A 20,872-nucleotide genomic window follows, 5' to 3' on the forward strand; every position below is an offset into this window, starting at 1 on the left:
GGTCAGTCCCCCAACCGCGTATTTTCTATATTGTAGCACTTATCCCCAAAAATCGTGATGTCTTTTCCAAACATTTTGGCAAAAGGACAGGCAATACCAAGCTAATCTCCAAGACAAACCAATCAAGTCCCTAAATCTAGGATGCCATCAAGTGATGCCTCAATGTCGCTATGTAAGTGATGGGTAATCATAATTACTGTCAAACTTGGATCATCGACCAAGTCCTTTTCGATTTTTANNCAGTGTCCTGGTCAAGTGAAGAGGTCCCCTCATCAAGTAGGATAATCTTTTTACCATGGACTAAACCACGGGCCAAGGCTAGCCGTTGTTTCTGACCACCTGACAATAAGCGTCCGGCTTCACCGATATTGCTGTCCAATTGATGGTCAAGAGCTTTTACTGCAGTCGCCAACCCCGCCTTTGTTAATGCGATCCAAATAGCGTCATCAGAGAAATCATTATTTAAGGTAATATTATCTCGAATCGTCCCCTCAAACATATATGGCGTTTGGTCTAGATAAATGACTTCTTGGCGAATGTCATACCCGTCAACTGTTTTTAACTCATTATCCATCAGACGGGCTGATCCGCTGTAGTCGGTTAGTTTCCCATTTAAGATATTCAGTAAAGTCGTTTTTCCTGATCCACTAGGCCCAACAATGGCGTATTTATGGCCTTGGTCAAAATGATAATTGAGTTCTTCAAAAATCACCTTATCTTCGTAGGCATAAGCTAAATTTTCTAAGTCAATCCCTGTGTCACTAACGACAAATGCATTGTAAGTGGCTTGTTCTGTTTGTTCAATGCTGGCAAATTTTTCAAAGATTGGATAAACGGTTCGCACTTCCATCCAATAATTGGTGATATTCCCTACACTATTAAATATTTGAAAACTCAAGCCTTCTGTTGCTGAAATCGACCCAATAGAAATCACTTGTCTAAAGGCCAAAACTGCACTCAATACCCAAACCCCAATTTGGCCAAAAAGGTTGCCGGATGCACCCAGAATAGCTGAATAGGTGACTTGTTGATGTTGGTGCACAGTTGCAGTGGCCACTTGTTTGGATCCTTGTTCAATGCGTCGCGTAATCCGAGAAAGCAAATTATAAGAAAACAAGGTATCAAATCCTTGTAAAGTACTAGTAATGGTCTGCATGAACTGCTCTTGTTCCTTGGTGACTTCAACTGTTGCATCCTGAACACGTTTCGTCACTAATTGTGGTAACAATAAGGTTAACACAGCTGAAGCAAGTGAGAATAATAGAATAGACCAATGAAAATACAATAAAGCAATAATCGCGCCGATGCCCATGACGGCTAAATTAATGATTTCGTATACACCTGCAAAACCGCTCTCCTCAATGGTATTGATATCATTGGTTAACCAAGAAGCAAAGGCGGAAGAATGCTTCCCATGGTATTCTTGGTAGAGCATTTTTTCAATGGATTCTGTAATATCCTTTCGAATGGCTGCTACCATCTTTTGCGTAACTTTCGCCTGATAGGGAATTTTAACCAGGAGCGTTAAGATATAAGCGACTTGTAACAAGGTCACCCATAAGATAGACACTATCATCGTCTGCCAATCAAAGGCAATCAATGCATTTAAGACATTGGCATTCAAAACGCTGGCGACAATTTGTGCCACTGCCCCTAGCAAGATAATCAAAGTTAACAGTGCATTTTCTTTCCAATACCATTTAAAATACTTCTTCATAGACCCTCCCTATACCAAAATAACCCCAAACGAAACTTACACCCAAAAAATCAAAGGATTAGAAATACAGAATAAAATATCGTTTTATTCTAATCATATTATCATATGCACAAAAAATCAAGGGCCACTTATCCTATATAACAATTCTCTACCTTTGTTTTTACCTGGCATGTGGATTCGTGGCCCGCTGCTTTCAAAAGTGCGACAAAAATCCCTAACCATTAAAAATTACAAAAGATTTAAAGGCTACCGCTATTGGTCTGACTTTTGGTAGTATATAATGAAAAGGAAGTGGCGTTATAAGGGATGCCCGCAAAAACGCTTTAACCCTTTTTCTAAATAAATATATCAATTGTACTAATGAGGAGTGTATACCATGGCACAACGGAGATATAATACGGATGCGAGTGTCAACCAAATGCAAGTTTTGCGAGCCGAGACGCATGAGAAAGCCAGCGCCTTATCGGCGGATATGCGGTCCTTCTTCCAGGATTGTGAGGGGTACTTTCTAACGAGTGGTCCAGCGCAACCAGCGATTTATCAGGAATTATCGAAATTAGTGGATCGGTTGCAAGTGGCGGAATTGCGACAAATTTCAGCGGAGGAAGTGCTGGGGATGTCGGGGGAAGATTATTGCAAGTTGACCCTACGTCGCTTGAATATTGAACGTTATGATTTTAATTTAGCTAAGTATGTACCAGCTGTTCTATCATTTTTCATCTTAACTTTAACCATTTATGCGACTTATATGTTTATTGCCGGTTACGCATGGTGGGGGGACTTTGCTTCTGCTATCCAGATGCCAGTTGCGGTATCGATTTTAGGATTGCCTCTACAGGTTTTCGTGATTTTCACAGCCATTTTCTTCTGGGTGACTTTCAGACGCAATACCGCCTTTGGCCGCAAGTGGTATCAAGGCTTTAATGTCTTATATTTATTGGCCGGCATCTTTTCTGCCGCACTGGTTTTCATCCTACCCTACATTATCCATTCATACCGGGTAGCCCAAGTAAACCTACCTGTTTGGTTGGTATGGTTGGTGGCCATCATTGCTGTGGCTTACTACTTCTTGGTTGCTTACTTTAATGTGGGCGACAAAGTAGACTTGTGGATTTCAAACCGAGCGGCTCAGTCAACTTTAAGTGATGACGACACTTATTCACCAACTTTAGGCGCCTATTTAACAGGCAAGCCGGGGAATGACGTCGAGGATTTAACCCCAGTTCGGGAATTAGACAAAACACCTGATAATCATAATGAAGAAAAACCGTCAGTCTCTGATGAACCCATGCGTCTAAATAACTTGTGGAATACCGTTATGTTGAAACGTCCGATTATTAACCGGAAGACTTACCGGGAAATGCAGGACCGTCAAGAACGCGATGGTTACACTGATATGGCAGATAAAGACGATAAAAAAATTAGCGAAACTGACAAAACCAGTCAGCGCCGTAAAAAATAAAGTCTAGCAAAAGATGAAATGCGCTGATTTTGGTACTGATACATTGTACTGATATATAGTAAGGAGCTAACTAAGTGAAGATAGCAGTAATAGGTGGCGGGATCCTTGGATCGACCGCTGCCTTTTATTTAACCAAAGACCATGATGTAACCTTGTATGACGACGGAACTGGACAAGCTACTAAAGCGGCGGCCGGTATTATCTGCCCCTGGTTCTCTAAACGTCGCAATAAACCCTGGTACCGCCTAGCCAATGGTGGGGCCCATTTTTACCGAGACTTATTGAAAGATTTGGCGGACACTGGGATAGTGACTCAGGCTTATCAACAAAAAACAACTTGGTTGTTGAAGAAAAAGCCCAAACTGATCGATGATTTGATGGCGATTGCTGAAAAACGGCAGGCAGAAGCCCCTTTAATCCAAGAAATTAACAAGTTATCCCCAACTTATCAACAGGCTAGATTTCCACAGTTTCACTATGACAATGACCTGATTGAAACGGATGGCGGTGCGGTAGTAGACGGTCAAGCTTTATGTCAGGATTTAATTGCCGCAGCTAAGGGGAAAAATCTAAAAGTTGTGAATGGTCGGGTTGAATTAACTTTCTTAAATGATGGTAAAATTATGGTAAAAAATGACCAAGAAGTCTATGATACCGTGGTTTTAGCGACTGGTGCTTGGCTGGGTCAGATTCTTGACCCACTGGGCTATCAAGTAGATGTCCGCCCTCAAAAAGGCCAACTGGCAGTGATAGAAACTGACTGGGATACCCCAGCATTACCCCTGATTATGCCTGAAGGTGAAGGTGATTTTATCCCCCATTTAGACGGGAAAATCTTTGTGGGTGCTAGTCATGAAGACGAAGAAGGATTTGATTTATCCACAGACCCAAGTCGATTAGTGGGTATCTTTTCCACAATCTATCAACTAGTCCCTGAATTGGCTAACTATCCAGTCACTGATTATAAAATTGGTAGCCGGGCTTACACCTCTGACTATGCGCCCTTCTACGGACCATTGCCTGACCGACCAAATGTTTATGTAGCATCCGGCCTGGGTTCATCTGGTTTAACCACTGGCCCTTTGATTGCTAGAGAGATGAGTCGCCTAATCAACAATGAGGAAACCTTGCTTGATCCTAGCGACTATGCCGTTGAAAATTATATCCAAAAACGTGTCCAATAGTAGGAAAGTCTTTCAATTCATTTCAAATAACCGATACAATACACAGTCCTTGCTGTCTCAAATGAATCAGCAAGGACTTTTTCGCGTTCTTTTTTCACCTACTTAGTTCGCATAACTTTTGAATTAATTTCTAATCCTGCTAGCATTGTGCTTTTTCTTACAAAGCTAACATGAATCGCGGATATAATGTTACATTGATGAGAAAATCATGTGAGGTATCTTCTGTCATCCTACTTTTTTAAAAAATTTTTTTAAATTATTTTACACGACGCAAACCCTTGCGAGATAAGAAAAAGATGAGATTTATTCTCATTGTATTCTTAAAATAATAGTTGACATTCAAATTCAAAGTGACTAGGATACAGGTATCAAAACTTACTTGTAGCCTTTTCTACAAGGATTTTGTTTTGCATGTTTTATTAAAATTAAAGAAAGGGTGCGGTATATCTTGTCTATCGATTTTGATAACAGAGCGTTTGGACGTCAATTTGTTGATGTAGTAAAAGCTAACACGACCATCTCTCATGATCATTATTCTACCTATGACTTGAAACACGGTCTACGGAATGACGATGGTACAGGGGTATTGGTTGGCGTGTCTGGAATTGCTTCAGTTTCAGGATATAAAATACTAAATAATAAAATAATTCCAACAGATGGGGAACTCCGTTATCGGGGAATTCGATTGACAGACTTAGTAGAGAATTATTTTAAAGAAGATAAATTCGGCTATGAAGAAACTATTTACCTGTTGCTCTCTGGCAGTTTACCAACTAAGGGAGAAATGGCTGCTTTTGATGAATTACTGGAGGAGAATCGAAAACTCCCCGATAGCTTCATCGAAAATTTCATTATTAATTCACCATCCAAAAACGTCATGAATAATATGCAGCGGGTATTGCTGGCACTTTATTCCTTTGATGATAAGGCGGAAGATCGTGATTTTGAAAATCAAATCTCCCAAGTCATTTCTATCATTGCGAAGATGCCACTCATACTTGCCTATTCCTACATAGGTAAGAAGTATTACTACGATGATGCGTCACTTATCTTGCATCACCTGGAGCCGAATATGTCGACAGCTGAAACGATCCTTCATCTCATTCGTCCAGACGCGACATTTACAGATGAGGAAGCCAAGTTATTAGACCTATGTTTGATTATCCATGCCGAACACGGTGGCGGGAACAATTCCACCTTCGCTACTCACGTAGTGTCTTCAACAGGAACGGATACTTATTCAACCATTTCAACAGCCTTAAGTTCGCTTAAAGGGTCAAAACACGGTGGTGCCAATTCGATGGTAGAAGCCATGGTGCAAGATTTAAAAGCCACAACGGCTGATTGGACGGATAAGGGCCAAGTTGAAAAATACCTACGTGATATCTTAAATAAGCAAGCGTTTGACCAGTCAGGTCTCATCTACGGTATGGGGCATGCAGTATATACAAAGTCAGACCCACGAGCTGTTTTGCTGAAAGATAAGGCGAAAGAAATGGCCATTGAGAAAGGCTATTGCGATGATTTCAACCTCCTAAGTAACATCGAAGCTATCACCAAAGACCTCCTCAATGAAAAGCGCCCTGGCAGTGAAATTTGTGCCAACGTCGATTTATACACGGGCCTTGTTTATAGAATGCTTGGACTGAGTCCAGACCTCTATACCCCAATCTTTGCCGTCGCACGAACTGCCGGTTGGTGCGCCCATCGCTTGGAACAAATTCAAGACCCGAAAATTATCCGCCCAGCTTATGTCAATATTTCCGAAAACAAGCCCTACCTAACCATGGAAGATAGGCAAAGCAAACATAGTCAACTAGCGATCAAGTAACGATCAAATGCCAACAGACACTCTGGTTTACGAAAGGGAAAGTGATTACTATGGGAAACAACACTGATCTAAACAACAAAGAAGCCTTTGCTAAAATTAAACATAACAACCGTCAAGCAAAACCACGTACACGCGGGATTACAGAAATCCGTGGACCATACTATACAGTTATGGGTGAACGCTACTTACGCGATGTGTTAGAAACAATGGGTGAACATGTAGATATCTTGAAATTTGCTGGTGGTTCTTTCACCTTAATGCCTGAAGAAGAATTGATTAAAATTTTAGACTTGGCGCATGAATATGGTGTCAAAGTATCTACAGGTGGATTCATGGAATATGTTTTAACACAAGGAATTGAAGCGGTAGACTACTACATTAGCGAATGTAAACGTGTTGGTTTTGACATCATTGAAATCTCTACAGGATTTATTACTATGCCAACTGATGACATTGTCCGTTTAGTAGAACGCGTGCAAGATGCCGGTCTATTAGCCAAACCAGAAATCGGTGTGCAATTCGGTTCAGGTGGTACCAACACAATCGAACAAAATGAAGCAGCCGGTCTACTTGATCCAGCTCAAGCGATTGAAGTAGGTAAACGTTGTTTAGAAGCTGGGGCTTACATGTTGATGATCGAGTCTGAAGGAATCACTGAAAGTGTGGCTAGTTGGAGAACAGAAATCGCTACCCGTTTTGCTTCAGAATTAGGTACTGAAAAAGTCATGTTTGAAGCAGCTGATCCGGATGTATTCTCTTGGTACATTAAAAACTACGGTCCAGACGTGAACTTGTTCGTTGACCATAGTCAAATCGTACAATTAGAAGGTATCCGTCGCGGTATCTGGGGCAACAACGAGTTATTCGGCCGTGTAATCACCTTAAACGACGGTAAAAACTAAGTAGTGGTATAAACATCAACTATAGGGGGTATGCGTTTTTGACCATACCCTTCTTATCTATCTATATGGAAATAGACTGAATAACATATCGGAGGTCGAGTAGATGTCAAATGATAAACAAACATTGGTTCAACAACTTGCAAGCTGGGTGGAAAGCCGTAGCTATGATGACTTGTCAGATGAAGCCGTTAAAGTATTAAAATTACGTCTCTTAGATAGTATCGGAGTCGGGATCGGCGCCCTAGAAGGCCAACCTGTGAAAGATATCCGCAAGATGACAGAAGATCTAGGCGGCGCCCCACTAGTAACCTTACTTGGTGGTGGTAAATCTAGCCCTGACTACGCAACCTTTTATAACGGGGCAGCTATCCGTTATTTAGACTACAACGATTCATACCTAGCGAAAAACGAAACCTGCCACCCATCTGACAATATTGCCCCAGTATTAGCCGCCACTGAATACGCAGGCGGAAGCGGTAAAGACTTCTTACTTGCCTTAGGTATCGCCTACCAAGTCCAAACCCGCTTATCTGACGTTGCCCCCGTACGTGACCATGGTTTTGACCATACTGTACAAGGGAGTTACGGTGCCGCTGCAGGTGCGGCCGCTGCCTTGAAATTAGACGCTGATAAGACCGCAAATGCCATTGCCATTGCGGGTACAGGCTACAATTCATTGCGGGTGACTAGAACCGGTGCCCTATCTCACTGGAAAGGGTTAGCTTATCCAAACACGGCCATGGGTGCCATGCATGCGACTTTACTCGCTAGCTACGGCATTACCGGACCTAAAGAGGTCTTTGAAGGAAACAAAGGATTCATGGATTCCATTGCTGGTAAATTTGATATCGACTGGTCGAAAGAAGATTTAAACCGGGTAACCAAGACCATCACCAAACGATACAATGCTGAAATTCATTCCCAATCTTCTATTGAAGGTTTGCTGGAATTGAAAGATGCAGAAAAAATAGCCGCTGATGACATCAAGGAAATTCGCTTGTACACCTTTGACGTCGCCTTCAATATTATCGGTGGCGGCGAGGAAGGTGGCAAGAAGAACATCCAATTCAAAGAGGAAGCCGACCATTCACTACCTTACATGCTAGCTGTCGCCTACTTAGACGGACAAGTCATGCCTGAACAATACGAACCAGCCCGCATTACTAGTTCAGACGTTCAAGACCTCTTACAAAAAGTCCATGTTGAACCAGTTGAAGCATACAGCGACCGTTTCCCAGCAGAAATGGCTTGCCGTATTGAATTAGAAACCAACGACGGCCAAGTATTTGAAATTGAGAAAAATGACTACCACGGCTTCAACACCCACCCTGCCGATTGGGACGTCTTAATGGAAAAATACAAGGGCCTTACAAGTAAAATCGATGCTGACCTAGCAGATAAGATTGCCGCTACCATTAAAGATATCGAAAACGTTGATATCACTGTTTTAACTGACTTACTAGGACAAGTAAAAGTAAAATAAGCACATTATGCCAACTAAAAAGGCCTAGCTGAGTATACTTACATACTCAGCTAGGCCTTTTACTTTGCTCAAAATAGATAAAGATAGATTAAAGGACGGTGCCTAAAATCGAGCTCACATCTTATATTCGAGTTCGGACCTCCAGAAAGGACTGCGTTTCAGTTTAAGTTGTAGCTGACTGCGTCATCTACTGCCTTAATCTTCCAACGGTTCCTTTCTTGGCGTCGGTCCTCGCATCCTTAATTATTATTTTGTTCTTTTAATAAGTCACGGATTTCAGTTAATAGTAATTCTTGGCTATCAACAAGTGCAACTTCCTCGTCTTCAACACCAGCCTCTTCTTTTTCGAATTGGCTCTTCAATGATGCTACAGCCTTCATGACGAAGAATAATACCAATGCGATAATTAAGAATGTGATCACTGCTTGGATGAAGTTACCTACAGTTAATACAGCTGAACCTAACTGAACTGTGATAGATGTAAAGTCTGTTGACCCCAAAAACAATCCAACAAATGGCATAATGATATCATTTACTAATGAGTTCACGATAGCAGTAAACGCAGTTGCTATTACAACCCCGATAGCCATATCTAATACGTTACCTTTAGCGATAAAATCGCGGAATTCTTTTAACATTTTTGTTTCCTCCCCTAAATAAAATATGTTTAATAATACATAATTTATTAAACCATATCTCTTATTTTTTGTAAAAAAATAGCCTAAAAACATACAAAAAAGTACAATTCCAAGCTAAATGTTTCAATATTGTATTAAAAATGTACGAAATTAATGACCCCCAAACCAATCATCAAGCAAGAAACCGCCAGATGTAGCTTTCGGTGCATGAAAATAATGGCCACAAACTCCCGCACCCAATTTAAAATCCGCTCCATCATCGTCGCCTGAGCACCCACACCAGACATCTGGTACAAGCCCTCCATATTTGCGTACAACTGACTGCGATATAAATGGTAAGATGACGTCACAAAGACCGCTTTCGTCGTTTTCAACTGCTTCACATTCGCTTGCATAATCCCTTTCGCATAAATAAAATTCTCATGGGTATTATGCGCCTGGTCCTCAAGCAAAATCATCTCAGGCGGCACCCCGTGGTCCACCAAATAATCGGCCATAATCCGCGCCTCACTCACCTGCGACTCCGCACCAGTCGACGTTCCACTCACGATAATCCGTGGCACCGATTGAAATTGGAACTGTTGCCGCTCGATATAATCCACTGCCATATCCAACCGACTCTCCAAAACACTCGAAGGCTTCCCGTCCTTAGACAACTGTTCCCCTAAAATGACCACAAAATCCTGTTGGCTCTCATCCTCCAACAATGTCAATCGCAAGGTCACCGCCAAATAATTGACGAAAGCAAGCACGAAATAGGCCATCGCAAACTGGAAGACCCTTACCACTTCCTGGTGAAAAAGGGTCGAGTAGAAAAAGCTGGCAACATATTGGAAGACAGTCCCGCCAATCAATACAGCAGCCAGTAGTAAACCTACCGTCAACTGCAATTTTGACTTTTCAATCCGATAGACTTTCAAAGCATAGGAAATCATCCCGATCCCAAAAATCATGGTAAATAAAGGCGCTAATAACCGCACATACCGGTCCAACCAATAAAAAATATGCTGGAAGAAGGGGTGGTTATTGAAAGTAGGATCATTTAAAATAGCAAAAAATAAGATAATAAAACCTGCTAAAAACAGGAAATTATCCACCAAATTCCTTGGTGCAATCACTAAAATGACGATGCCAACAAGAAAACATGTCAGCGCTATGAGATATGGAATCATAAAGCCTCCTAGATTTCGTGGTAAGCTGCGTACACATCCCGCTTATTCACGCCTGTTTGCTTGGCCACTTGTTTAATGGCATCCTTAGTCGACAAGTCCTTTTGACCCATCCACCAGTCCACCTGGTCCTTCAAAGTCATCTCCTCTAAAGCATCCTGTAACATTGTTGCCTCAGTCACTGGCGCATCGTTACCCGCAATATAGAAGCAAATCTCCCCTTTAATCGGCCCATTTTGGTCAAAATGCACAACCAAATCATCCAGGCTGCCTCGGTTAAACTCTTCAAACTTCTTAGTCAACTCCCGTACTACTACCGCAGACCGGTCAGAACCGAAGGCCTCTCGGCAATCCTCAAGGGTTTGCACCAAGCGGTAAGGAGATTCATAAAACATCATCGTGTAGGGAAAATTCACCAAATCATCCAAGAAAGCCTTTTTCTCAGATTTCTTACGCGGTAAAAAGCCAATAAAGGCAAATTGGTCAGTATCCAAACCTGACGCCACAAGCCCCGTTAAGGCCGCATTTGCACCCGGCAGTGGCACAACCCGAATACCTTCTGCAATAGCTGCTTGCGCCAACTCAAAGCCTGGATCAGAAATCGCTGGCATCCCAGCATCAGACACCTGCGCTAAATCCTGTCCATCCTTCAGCATAGCTAAAATTTGTGGCATCCGCGCCTGACTATTGTGTTGGTGGTACGACATTTGGCTAGTCACCACCTCGAAATGATTCAACAATTTCTGCGTATTTCGCGTATCCTCCGCCAGAATCATCTCCACAGACTTCAAAGTATTGACCGCACGAAACGTCATATCCTCCAAATTCCCAATCGGCGTCGGCACCAAATACAAGGTCCCAAACCCTTCATTCTCCTGCTTTGTAAATGAATGTTGTACCTGAACCATGCCCTCACTCCTCATCTTTAACTGTTTTTTCTTCCTCCGGCAAAAAGGGTAAGCCACTCTCCACGCTGTCAGCCACCCGTTCCGACCACATAGATGGTGGCCAAACCTGTTTGACGCCCCGTTCTTTAAGAAAGTTTTCCTTTTGATGTCTAGTCAACTGCTTAAACCGATACTCCGCTGACATGGCCCGTGACTTGGAAGTAAATGGCTTGCTGTAAACCATATGAACTGGCCGACGTCTAGCTGCCTGAGTATACTTGGCGCCCCTACCTTGGTTATGAACCTTTTCCCGACGATCAGGATCAGTCGTATAGCCCGTATACAAGGTATTATCTGAACATGCTAGCACATAGAAGTAATGTAATTTCATTGCCTTCTCAACCTCAGCAAGCGCCTTATCTGCGCCCTTTCCCAGACCATCTTCTAAATCGCTCTTATGGTCATTTTGAGGTGTTTTATTTATTTTACCGATTGCATCTTTTTTATGCGATTCTTCTGACTTATTCGCCATAAATCAACTTTCTCATTTCTGGTGTATACTCGTCCGACAAGGTTTGCGTGTAGAAAGGTGGCAAGACCCGCAAGCCCTTATCATGGCCATCTTTCATGAATTCTAGCAAAATGGTTTTCGCTTCTTTACCTGGTTTCGGATAGATAAATTGCAGCCGTTTCAAAGTCAAATGGTATTGGTTACCTAAAACAATCAACTCACTCAACCGCTCAGGTCTATGGACAATATACAATTTACCTCGGTTTCGTAAGACAAACTGAGCCTGCTGGAAAATATCTTCCGCTGTCATCGCCACTTCATGGCGGGCCAAGGTTTTAGCATCCAATAAATTAACCTTAGATTCATCGTATTTCTTGAAATAAGGCGGATTACAAGTCACCACGTCTACAGAATCCTTTTTAAAATGGTCACGAACCGATTTTAAATCCATCTGATGAACCGTAATTTTATCCGACAGATTATTATATGCCATCGACCGCTTGGCCATGTCTGCTACTTGAGGTTGAATTTCAATCCCATGAATCTGAGTTTTATCACTCGTTTTAGCCGACAGTAATAAAGGAATCACCCCATTACCCGAACAAAAATCAATGACCTGTTTCACCCGACTCGAAGACACTTGGGCAAAATGCGCCAATAAAATTGCGTCTACCGAGAAAGAGAAGGTCAGGTCACTTTGAATAATTTCAAGATTTTGTGGAATTAAGGCATCCAACCGTTCGCCTGCTTGTAATAAGGGTGTATCCATTAGCCTTGATTCCCCTCACCAGCACGTTCACCATACAGAATATCTAAACAGAACATGCACTGCTCGTCATTTCCACGGCGTTGACCGTAGGAAATATTACAAATATGGAAGCCATCTTCGTAGATATTCATAAGATTTTGACGGGCTTTTGACATCACCTGCGGCGTATCCTCATCAACAGGTTCATCAGTTTCCGCTGTATTTTGCGACAAACTATCGTTTAATTCAGTTAACTCTTGTACCCGTTCACGTAAATAAAAATTTTCCATTTTCAAGTTATGGGAAGAAATTAATAACTTATCCCACTCTTCGTTGATAGCATCAATTTTTTCAATCATCCCCTGCAAATCACTCTTCAATGCAGTAATTTCTTCTGCTACATGATGTTCATCCACGTTCCCACACCTACTTTCTACTAGTCAGCCAATACTTGCCCAGCCTAGAAAAACTTGTCAACTGGACCATTCCGGTTAAAACGCAATATCTGTGCTTTTTCACTCTCCATGATACCACATGATGTGGCTAACCTAAATGGAAACTTCAATTTCAACTAGCGTCAATTATAGCACACCTGTTCGGTTTTTTAATTGATTAATTACGCTGTTATTTTGATTTTCTGCTATAAGTGATAAGTTCTTCGGACTTCAACTTACCTATCATTGCCTTAAGAGCAACGGGAACACTATCAGCCTAGTTGGATAGTTTGTGTGACAACTCATTCTGTAAGGCTGACGCCAACAGAATGATGTGGGTCACCCATCCTTTTTTCTAAACGGATCTGTTAGTGCTGTGCTAAAATAATAGGTAATTAAAGATCAAATTTTCCCAATGAACGGAGCTATACGCATGCAAGATTTTACTTTTGACCAGATGTTTACTTTGGCTGATACCTACGATGAAACTGAATTATATTATTTTATTGGAAACCGTACTGTACCAAGTATGTACAACAACAATAAAATCGTCCTAGACTTTGTCCCAACTGCTGAAGAATTGGATATCCTAGAAGAGAATTTTCTAGATTATGCCTACGACCTCAACCTTTCTTATTACAGCTTTGTCCTACCAATGAATCAACCTTTAGCGCCTGATTTATTTGCGTCAATTGGTGAAGTGGGATACGAAATTTCCCTTACCAAATTGATGGTGTTAAATCCGGCAGAATTCAAAGGGACAACCAAAGCTATCGACACATACGGTGACCGCTTAGTTTTAAAGGAAGTCGATGAATCAACTCAACAAGACTACTTCGACTTCAACCAAGTTTTCGACAAGGCTATCGACGATTCGAGCGAGTTTGCCCAACAGAAATTAAATTACTACCCTTGGTTTTTAGCGGAAAATAACACCACTGCCCTAGCTGTCTATATTGATGACAAATTGGTTGCCATTACGGACGTTATCCGCCTAGCGCATGCCTATGAAATTGATAATTTCCAAGTTTTAGACGATTACCAACGTCAAGGAATCGGTTCACTCATCCAACAATGGGTGTGCGATAAAGCCTTGTCTGCAGATAAGATGGTTGTCTTATCTGCAGATGCTGACGATACGCCATATGACATGTATCTAAAACAAGGTTACCAAGACATGGGCATGCAAATCAGCCTAAGCCGTAAAATTGAAGAACCTATCATCGAAGACATCCAAACTTACCAAGCTGACCCAGTTGCTTACATGCTTGAAAATGCCGCTTTTGATGACTTTGATGAACTCGATGACTATGATGATTTTGACGAATTTGAAGAGCTAAACGATTAATTAAAATAACTTTGAAAGTAAAGGAGGCGAATAACGTCTCCTCTTTTTGATGACAGTAAACCTTTAAAAGCATTAACTTCTCCTACTCCCCACCAAGCCAGTTTAAAAATTACCTTACTTTGCGCGAGTTAAGATTGCTTAACTTACATGTCTGAAACTTGCCTTTTTATCGCGAAGACATCCTTATTGTTATCTTGAAAAAGTGACGATGCCTTTTTTTTCATGAATTGTTTAATTGAAAAGTTTTTCGTCACCTGCACAAAATATTCAGTTGACAAAGTATTTTTATCTTGATAATGTAATATTTGTATTTTAGAAAGAAAGGACGGATTTCATGACAGTGAAAGCAAAACTACTTGCTTATCTTTTAGACCATCCTGGTCATTTTCACACTGGCCCAGAATTGGCAGACCACTTCCAAGTTAGTCGTAATGCCATTTGGAAGGCTATGAAGCAATTAGAAACGGATGGGTATGAAATTATCCGTCACCCAAAAAACGGCTATGCCTTAGAGGCTTTAAATCAAGAGATTGATCCTAGCCAAATTACTCATGGCCTACAACATATATGGCCAGAATTAAAGGTCTACTACCAAGATGCCACTACGTCTACCAATGATCTTGGTCGTAAGCATGCAGCGGACTATCCAGACCAACCTGTTATTTTTATTTCCAGTGAGCAGACTGCCGGTCGTGGCCGACGTGGCCGTACCTTTTATTCTTCACTTAGCCAAGGCCTTTATTTTTCAATCGTTATGACCCCACCACCGGGTGTGAATAATGACCTTGTTGCGTCTTTGACTATCGCTTCTGCGTCAGCCTATGCGGAAACCTTATCTAGCTATTTACCCGATGATGTCATGATTAAGTGGGTAAATGACTTGTTCTACCATGGGAAAAAGGTTGCTGGTATTCTAACTGAGGCAACGTTTGATATGGAAGCGCAAACGATTTCTCATCTGGTGCTTGGGATTGGATCTAACCTTGCGGGTGATTTCGCGAAGGAGAATGCGGAAAATCAATCTGTTGCGGGTACGATATTTGGCCCACAATTGCCTAGTTCCTTTAACCCAAATGACTTGATTACCAACTTTATTACTAAGTTCAAGGGCTACTATGATGACTTAGCAAGCTTGACTTTCCTTGATTATTACCGTGACCACCTATTAGGAAAGGACCAATGGGTAACCTATACGGAGAACCACGAAACTTATCGCGGAAAAATCCTTGGTGTGACAGATCTTGGTCACCTTTCAATAGAAACATCAGAGGGCAAGAGACGAACCCTTGTATCTGGTGAAGTATCTTTCTCTAGTCAGCAATTCGCTGACTTATAAGAGGCAACATATTATCTATAGTAACAAGTGGATGTGCGATATCATGTCGTACGTCCAAATTTAAAAGGGATGGTCAACCTATAATAAAATTCGGTTGACTAAAAAAGGAGAACACTTATGACAAAATCAACTACTTACTACTGGGTACTCGCTGCACTAATGAGCGTGATTACCTTAATCGCTTCCTATGTTGTCGTGCCATTTGGGGCGATTCCATTCACCTTACAAACCATGGCGGTTGTCTTAACTGGTTTGTTGATTCCAAGAAAATATGCGGCTGTTGCCATGCTTTTAAATGCTATTCTTTTATTTATTTTTAAAGGTGCTTTTATTTACTCCCCTTCATTTGGTTTCATTATCGGTTTCATCGTGGCGATGGTCTTTGCCAGTCAAAACCCAGAAGTTGAAAATGGCTGGAAGATCTTAACTGTTCGTGCGATTGGTATGAACTTGATTATCTTCCTATGCGGTTTAACTTATATGTATTTGGCTTTAAACTACTTGTTGGATTCACCAATTTCTTGGATAGATACGTTGATGTCAGGTATGATTATTTTCTTACCAACAGACATCATCAAAAATGTGGTAGCTATTTCTTTAGCTTTAATATTGAAGAAACGCTTAACCCTATAGAAATGTACGCTCTTTTATAACCTCCATTTACCTTACCGGCCGGGACTTCACAGTCTCGGTTTTTAATTTGTAGAACGTTACACAATCTCGGGAAATAATTCATCTTATTTGTAATTGTTTTCACAAATCATTTGTTGTATACTCATGTCAATTGATAGAAACAAGTGCGTTCACAAACGGCGAAAATCCTCTTTTAACAACACTTCATTGTTTTTTGATTTTTTGCACAAAATGTGTTCTTTTCTGGTCAATATATTTCGTTATCTATTTCACAAATAATTGGAGGTTAATTTATGAAATTTGTTGCTATTGTTGGTACAAACTCTGACAGATCAACCAATCGTCAATTGCTGCATTTCATGGCCAAACATTTCGTCGACCAGGCTGAGATTGAAGTGTTAGAAATTAAGGGTGTTCCTATTTTTATCCAACCGGAAGACAAAGTTGCACCTCAGTCTGTACAAGTGATTTCTCAAAAAATTGCTGAGGCAGATGGGGTCATCATCTCAACACCTGAATACGATCACTCAATTACAGCTGCTTTGAAGGCCTTGTTAGAATGGATTTCTTACACTGACCAAGTGCTGATGGATAAGGCTGTCATGATTGTTGGTGGGTCTTTAGGCAGTTTGGGGACATCTCGTGCTCAAAGTCACCTACGCCAAATCCTAGATTCTCCTGAATTAAAAGCCCGTGTGATGCCTGGTACTGAATATTATTTATCAAATTCAGGGCAAGCTTTTGATGAGAATGGTCAATTGGTTTATCCAGAAAAAGTCTCTGAACTAGAAAACCACTTCGCAGAATTTGTTGGATTTGTGCAAATCTTAAATCAACTTCGTGAACAAGGTCAGCTAACAAATCGACAAGATACAAACTTTTCTTGGGAAATCGGATAGGAGGATACCACATATGAAGAAATTTATTGCCATTGCCGGTAGTGCCGCTGACAAAACATACAACCGTACTTTGCTTGAATTTATGCAAAAGCATTTTGCCAACAAAGCTGAGATTGAAATTCTAGACCTTCGTGAAGTACCTATGTTTGTGGAAACTGAAGATCAGGATGACTTACCCATCATTCAAAGCTTTAATGAAAAAATCACCGCTGCTGACGGTGTGATCCTAGCAACACCTGAACATAATCACTCTGTCCCTTCTGCCCTTAAGAGCTTGATCGAACACTTATCCTTTAATTTACATCCACTTGATGGTAAACCGGTCATGTTAGTGGGTGCTTCATATGATATTCAAGGGTCATCTCGTGCCCAGTTACACTTGCGTCAAATCCTTGATACACCTGGGGTAAATGCAATTGTCATGCCTGGATACGAATTCTTATTGGGACGCGTGCACGAAGCCTTTGATGAGGATGGTAACTTGAAGAATGAAAACACTCTACACTTCCTAGAAACTTGTCTTGGTCAGTTTATTCGTTTTGCCGATGTAGCGAGTATCTTAGCCCTACCTGAAGAGATTCGCTTCGAACCTGGCCAGTATGAGGTGAAAGCAAAAGGGCATAATGGACCACTTCCGATTACTGTGTCATTTAGTGATACCCGAATTGATAGGATTGATATTGATTCAAGTGGTGAGACTCAAGGGATTGCGGACTTAGTCTTCACGCGTATTCCTGAACAAATCCTTGAAAACCAGACCTTAAATGTTGACGCGGTTTCAGGTGCTTCTGTCACGAGTCAGAGCGTGATTGACGGAGTTGCGGATGCAGTGCGCTTGGCTAGTGCGAATCCAGACATCTTGAAGAAACGGCCAAAAACAGCTAATAAAACTGCTAGCGACACCATAGAATATGATACAGATATCTTGGTTATAGGTGGGGGTGGTGCTGGTTTAGCCGCTGCTGCTGCAACCGTTCAAGCAGATAAAGATGTGATCTTAGTAGAAAAATTCCCATCATTAGGTGGCAATACTGTCCGGGCTGGTGGACCAATGAACGCTGCTGAACCCGCATGGCAAGCAAGTTTCAAAGCTAACCCTGGTGAAGCCCATACCCTAGCTGGAATTGCTGCAATTGATGAGGCAACCATTGACCCTGAATACTTAGACGACTTCCTAGAATTGCGTGGCCAAATCATTGACTACTTAAACCGCACTGAAAATGGCGAAGACTACCTATTCGATTCAGTCCTACTACACCGTATTCAAACTTATTTAGGCGGTAAACGTAGTGACTTGAACGGTCAGGTAATTTACGGGGACTATGCCCTGGTGAAACAATTGACGGACAATGCTTTAGGTGCAGTTGAATGGTTAACTGAAATTGGCGTACCGTTTGAACGTGACGATGTTTCCATGCCTGTCGGAGCTCTATGGCGACGCGGTCACAAACCTGAAGGTCACGAAGGATTTGCCTTCATCTCTGTCTTAAAACCTTACGTCGAGGAAAATGGTGGCCTAATTCTAACTGAAACACCTGCTAAAGAATTATTAGTAGAAGATGGTAAAATCACTGGTGCCATTGCCCGAAACGCTAAAGGCGACAAGGTCATTATCCATGCCAAAGCAACCATTATTACTTCTGGTGGTTTCGGTGCCAATACGAAGATGCTTCAAAAATACAATACCTACTGGACTGAAATTGCCGACGACATTAAAACCTCAAACTCACCTGCCATTACTGGTGACGGTATCTTACTCGGTGAAGCAGTTGGGGCTGAATTAGTGGGCATGGGCTTCTCTCAATTAATGCCGACTTCTGACCCAGATACCGGTGCCCTATTCTCAGGTTTACAAGTACCGCCGGCAAACTTTGTTATGGTGGATATAAATGGTAAACGTTTTGTCAATGAAGTGGGTAGCCGTGACGAATTGGCGCAGGCGGCGATCAATGTTGGTGGCTTGTTCTACTTAATTGCAGACGATTTAATCAAGGAGACAGCTTATAATACTAGCCAGGAAAAAATAGACCAGCAAGTGGCGGCAGGTACTCTTTTCCGGGACGATACAATCGAAGATTTGGCAGGGCAAATCGGCATTGATCCAGCAGTACTAGCGGATACTGTGGCTAAATATAATCGCTATGTGGATGCGGGTGAAGACCCTGAATTTCATAAATCAGCTTTCGACTTGAAAGTGGTAGAACCGCCATTCTACGCAACACCGCGGAAACCGGCTGTTCACCACACAATGGGTGGGTTGAAAATTGACACAGAAACACGCGTTATCAACACCGACGGTCAAGTGATTCCAGGACTATTTGCAGCCGGTGAAGTTGCTGGTGGGATCCACGCTGGCAACCGTCTAGGTGGTAATGCCTTATCTGATATCTTTACATTCGGACGAATTGCAGCCATCACTGCCCTAGCCGAAATTGACTAAGTACAAGTTGTCAAAATCAATCAAAAGAGAAAAGCACGTTACTTCAAAGAATAACGTGCTTTTTGCTTAGGGTTTATCTATCAAAATCTTTTTAACACGAAATATAATATACATTTGGAAAAATAATTGATGCATCGATTTTATGTTAAACGGATAGGCGCCCTTAATAATAACGACATACACAATCAGTAAAATGACACATATAACACTTGCCATGATTCATTTCTTATTCAAAAACACGACTTAAATGGTCTTAGTAATGGGAAATTAACTGTCTCCATTATCCATGTTCTCGTCTGGTGCTGTTGTGACATGTTCATCCTGATAAGGCGTATTGATAAAGTCTTGGATCTCTTCAACGCTAATATTCTCGCTATCGATATCTTCGATTTCACTATGGTAAATTTGCCCTTCAAAGAAATGAAAGGCAGGTACAGTATCAATACCATAATCTTCGGTAAACGTTGCAGTTGCCTGGTCGCTAGCACTGGTTAAATCTAAGTAATAAATGACGCCTTCAATACCAGCTAAAGATGGGGTTTCAAAGATGGAGGAGGCTTCATCAAGTTTAGTGGCGAAAGTCTGTGCATCTGCAGAATCCTCTGCACCAACAAATAGGTAAAAACCATCACCATTATTGATTTTGCTTGTAATCTCCTCTGTTGTAATCCTAGTAAAGCTTTGTACCGTACTCTGATATGATGCTTGCCCATCCTCTGAACTTGTTTCTTGGACCACACTTGAGGATGTTGCCGAATCACTAGTCACTTCTTCCTCATTCGATTGTTTAGAACAAGCAAACAAAAGCACACTTAAACTAGATAGTAATAAAATCTTATTCATAATCATGCCTCCCAAATCTAACGCATAACAGTACGAATATATAATGCACAAATTATATCATTAAAGTTTTTTTAATCACTACACATGAACCCTACGTATTCTATTTTCTGAAAGACCATATCGACTGTGGTTATGCCTCCCAAAGCGAAAAGAAGGAAGCCAGCTCATTCACCTGAAGCAAAGAACGGATAAAAGAGATAGATAGCAAAATATAATAAAAAATACACCACTTGCTACCATCATCGTAAATCCGTTATTATCTCCCTCTCTATGCGTAAAAATGCTTATACCATCAACAAATTGCCAAAAGCACAGTTATACTGTTATATTTATCTACACAAAAAAGACCCGCAACAATAGTCGTTACAGATCTTCTATAATCTTATTGGTTCTATAATAAATAGTGT

General features: G+C 41.4%; 18 protein-coding genes. 10 read left to right on the forward strand and 8 right to left on the reverse strand.

Annotated features, from left to right (window positions below; genetic code table 11):
- Positions 1 to 235 precede the first annotated feature (235 nt).
- The gene (locus B2V22_RS03965; protein WP_290490686.1) at positions 236 to 1,717 is read right to left on the reverse strand and encodes an ATP-binding cassette domain-containing protein; all 1,482 of its coding nucleotides are present in this window, start codon (positions 1,715 to 1,717) and stop codon (positions 236 to 238) included.
- A gap of 376 nt (positions 1,718 to 2,093) precedes the next feature.
- Between B2V22_RS03965 and B2V22_RS03970 the strand changes: the two genes are divergently transcribed.
- From B2V22_RS03970 to B2V22_RS03990, 5 genes are all read left to right on the forward strand, one after another.
- Positions 2,094 to 3,179: a hypothetical protein gene (locus B2V22_RS03970; protein WP_290490687.1), complete on the forward strand. Its 1,086-nt coding sequence runs from the start codon at positions 2,094 to 2,096 to the stop codon at positions 3,177 to 3,179.
- A gap of 74 nt (positions 3,180 to 3,253) precedes the next feature.
- Positions 3,254 to 4,363 carry an NAD(P)/FAD-dependent oxidoreductase gene (locus B2V22_RS03975; RefSeq protein ID WP_290490688.1) on the forward strand — a complete coding sequence of 370 codons (1,110 nt, stop codon included), beginning with the start codon at positions 3,254 to 3,256 and terminating at the stop codon, positions 4,361 to 4,363.
- A 436-nt stretch (positions 4,364 to 4,799) separates the two neighbouring features.
- Positions 4,800 to 6,194 (forward strand): citrate synthase, encoded by a 1,395-nt coding sequence (locus B2V22_RS03980; protein WP_290490689.1) that lies wholly within the window; start codon positions 4,800 to 4,802, stop codon positions 6,192 to 6,194.
- 50 nt (positions 6,195 to 6,244) lie between these two features.
- Positions 6,245 to 7,096 carry a phosphosulfolactate synthase gene (locus tag B2V22_RS03985; protein WP_003142301.1) on the forward strand — a complete coding sequence of 284 codons (852 nt, stop codon included), beginning with the start codon at positions 6,245 to 6,247 and terminating at the stop codon, positions 7,094 to 7,096.
- Positions 7,097 to 7,199: 103 nt separating this feature from the next.
- A complete protein-coding gene (locus B2V22_RS03990) occupies positions 7,200 to 8,579 on the forward strand; it encodes an MmgE/PrpD family protein (RefSeq protein WP_290490690.1) in 1,380 nt (459 codons plus the stop codon).
- Positions 8,580 to 8,818: 239 nt separating this feature from the next.
- On the opposite strand, the gene mscL is transcribed toward B2V22_RS03990, so the two are convergent.
- From mscL to B2V22_RS04020, 6 genes are all read right to left on the reverse strand, one after another.
- On the reverse strand, positions 8,819 to 9,217 hold the full coding sequence (gene mscL / locus B2V22_RS03995) for a large conductance mechanosensitive channel protein MscL (protein ID WP_290490691.1): 399 nt from the start codon (positions 9,215 to 9,217) through the stop codon (positions 8,819 to 8,821).
- 134 nt (positions 9,218 to 9,351) lie between these two features.
- On the reverse strand, positions 9,352 to 10,389 hold the full coding sequence (locus B2V22_RS04000) for a YdcF family protein (protein ID WP_290490692.1): 1,038 nt from the start codon (positions 10,387 to 10,389) through the stop codon (positions 9,352 to 9,354).
- An 8-nt stretch (positions 10,390 to 10,397) separates the two neighbouring features.
- Positions 10,398 to 11,294, reverse strand: coding sequence for a 16S rRNA (cytidine(1402)-2'-O)-methyltransferase (gene rsmI, locus B2V22_RS04005; RefSeq protein ID WP_290490693.1), 897 nt, complete (start codon positions 11,292 to 11,294; stop codon positions 10,398 to 10,400).
- Positions 11,295 to 11,298: 4 nt separating this feature from the next.
- Positions 11,299 to 11,805 carry a GIY-YIG nuclease family protein gene (locus B2V22_RS04010; protein WP_313552070.1) on the reverse strand — a complete coding sequence of 169 codons (507 nt, stop codon included), beginning with the start codon at positions 11,803 to 11,805 and terminating at the stop codon, positions 11,299 to 11,301.
- Entirely contained in the window at positions 11,795 to 12,553 is a 759-nt protein-coding gene (locus B2V22_RS04015; protein ID WP_290490694.1) for a tRNA1(Val) (adenine(37)-N6)-methyltransferase, read from the reverse strand. Before B2V22_RS04015 ends, B2V22_RS04010 begins: the two co-directional genes overlap by 11 nt.
- Positions 12,553 to 12,948, reverse strand: coding sequence for an initiation-control protein YabA (locus tag B2V22_RS04020; protein ID WP_290490695.1), 396 nt, complete (start codon positions 12,946 to 12,948; stop codon positions 12,553 to 12,555). The genes B2V22_RS04015 and B2V22_RS04020 overlap by 1 nt, the downstream gene beginning before the upstream one ends.
- A gap of 451 nt (positions 12,949 to 13,399) precedes the next feature.
- On the opposite strand from B2V22_RS04020, the gene B2V22_RS04025 reads away from it, so the two are divergent.
- The 5 genes from B2V22_RS04025 to B2V22_RS04045 all read left to right on the forward strand — a co-directional run bounded on the left by B2V22_RS04025 (position 13,400) and on the right by B2V22_RS04045 (position 19,622).
- Positions 13,400 to 14,314, forward strand: a complete 915-nt coding sequence (locus B2V22_RS04025) for a GNAT family N-acetyltransferase (protein ID WP_290490696.1) — start codon at positions 13,400 to 13,402, stop codon at positions 14,312 to 14,314.
- Between the two features lie 334 nt (positions 14,315 to 14,648).
- A complete protein-coding gene (locus B2V22_RS04030) occupies positions 14,649 to 15,650 on the forward strand; it encodes a biotin--[acetyl-CoA-carboxylase] ligase (protein WP_290490697.1) in 1,002 nt (333 codons plus the stop codon).
- 117 nt (positions 15,651 to 15,767) lie between these two features.
- Positions 15,768 to 16,283 (forward strand): biotin transporter BioY, encoded by a 516-nt coding sequence (locus B2V22_RS04035; protein ID WP_290490698.1) that lies wholly within the window; start codon positions 15,768 to 15,770, stop codon positions 16,281 to 16,283.
- Between the two features lie 293 nt (positions 16,284 to 16,576).
- Positions 16,577 to 17,182: an NADPH-dependent FMN reductase gene (locus B2V22_RS04040; RefSeq protein ID WP_290490699.1), complete on the forward strand. Its 606-nt coding sequence runs from the start codon at positions 16,577 to 16,579 to the stop codon at positions 17,180 to 17,182.
- Positions 17,183 to 17,195: 13 nt separating this feature from the next.
- Complete coding sequence (locus tag B2V22_RS04045) at positions 17,196 to 19,622, forward strand: flavocytochrome c (protein ID WP_290490700.1); 2,427 nt, start codon at positions 17,196 to 17,198, stop codon at positions 19,620 to 19,622.
- Positions 19,623 to 19,889: 267 nt separating this feature from the next.
- Here B2V22_RS04045 and B2V22_RS04050 read toward each other — a convergent pair whose 3' ends face one another.
- A complete protein-coding gene (locus B2V22_RS04050) occupies positions 19,890 to 20,465 on the reverse strand; it encodes a thioredoxin (protein ID WP_290490701.1) in 576 nt (191 codons plus the stop codon).
- Positions 20,466 to 20,872 lie beyond the last annotated feature (407 nt).

The sequence above is a fragment of the Aerococcus sp. UBA6277 genome (assembly GCF_002440555.1).
Lineage (GTDB): Bacteria > Bacillota > Bacilli > Lactobacillales > Aerococcaceae > Aerococcus.

Coding starts and splice junctions, on each gene's coding strand:
- B2V22_RS03970 (WP_290490687.1), top strand. CDS start 2,094: ATGGCACAACGGAGATATAATACGGATGCGAGTGTCAACCAAATGCAA.
- B2V22_RS03985 (WP_003142301.1), top strand. CDS start 6,245: ATGGGAAACAACACTGATCTAAACAACAAAGAAGCCTTTGCTAAAATT.
- B2V22_RS03990 (WP_290490690.1), top strand. CDS start 7,200: ATGTCAAATGATAAACAAACATTGGTTCAACAACTTGCAAGCTGGGTG.
- mscL (WP_290490691.1), bottom strand. CDS start 9,217: ATGTTAAAAGAATTCCGCGATTTTATCGCTAAAGGTAACGTATTAGAT.
- B2V22_RS04000 (WP_290490692.1), bottom strand. CDS start 10,389: ATGATTCCATATCTCATAGCGCTGACATGTTTTCTTGTTGGCATCGTC.
- rsmI (WP_290490693.1), bottom strand. CDS start 11,294: ATGGTTCAGGTACAACATTCATTTACAAAGCAGGAGAATGAAGGGTTT.
- B2V22_RS04010 (WP_313552070.1), bottom strand. CDS start 11,805: ATGGCGAATAAGTCAGAAGAATCGCATAAAAAAGATGCAATCGGTAAA.
- B2V22_RS04015 (WP_290490694.1), bottom strand. CDS start 12,553: ATGGATACACCCTTATTACAAGCAGGCGAACGGTTGGATGCCTTAATT.
- B2V22_RS04025 (WP_290490696.1), top strand. CDS start 13,400: ATGCAAGATTTTACTTTTGACCAGATGTTTACTTTGGCTGATACCTAC.
- B2V22_RS04030 (WP_290490697.1), top strand. CDS start 14,649: ATGACAGTGAAAGCAAAACTACTTGCTTATCTTTTAGACCATCCTGGT.
- B2V22_RS04035 (WP_290490698.1), top strand. CDS start 15,768: ATGACAAAATCAACTACTTACTACTGGGTACTCGCTGCACTAATGAGC.
- B2V22_RS04040 (WP_290490699.1), top strand. CDS start 16,577: ATGAAATTTGTTGCTATTGTTGGTACAAACTCTGACAGATCAACCAAT.
- B2V22_RS04045 (WP_290490700.1), top strand. CDS start 17,196: ATGAAGAAATTTATTGCCATTGCCGGTAGTGCCGCTGACAAAACATAC.
- B2V22_RS04050 (WP_290490701.1), bottom strand. CDS start 20,465: ATGAATAAGATTTTATTACTATCTAGTTTAAGTGTGCTTTTGTTTGCT.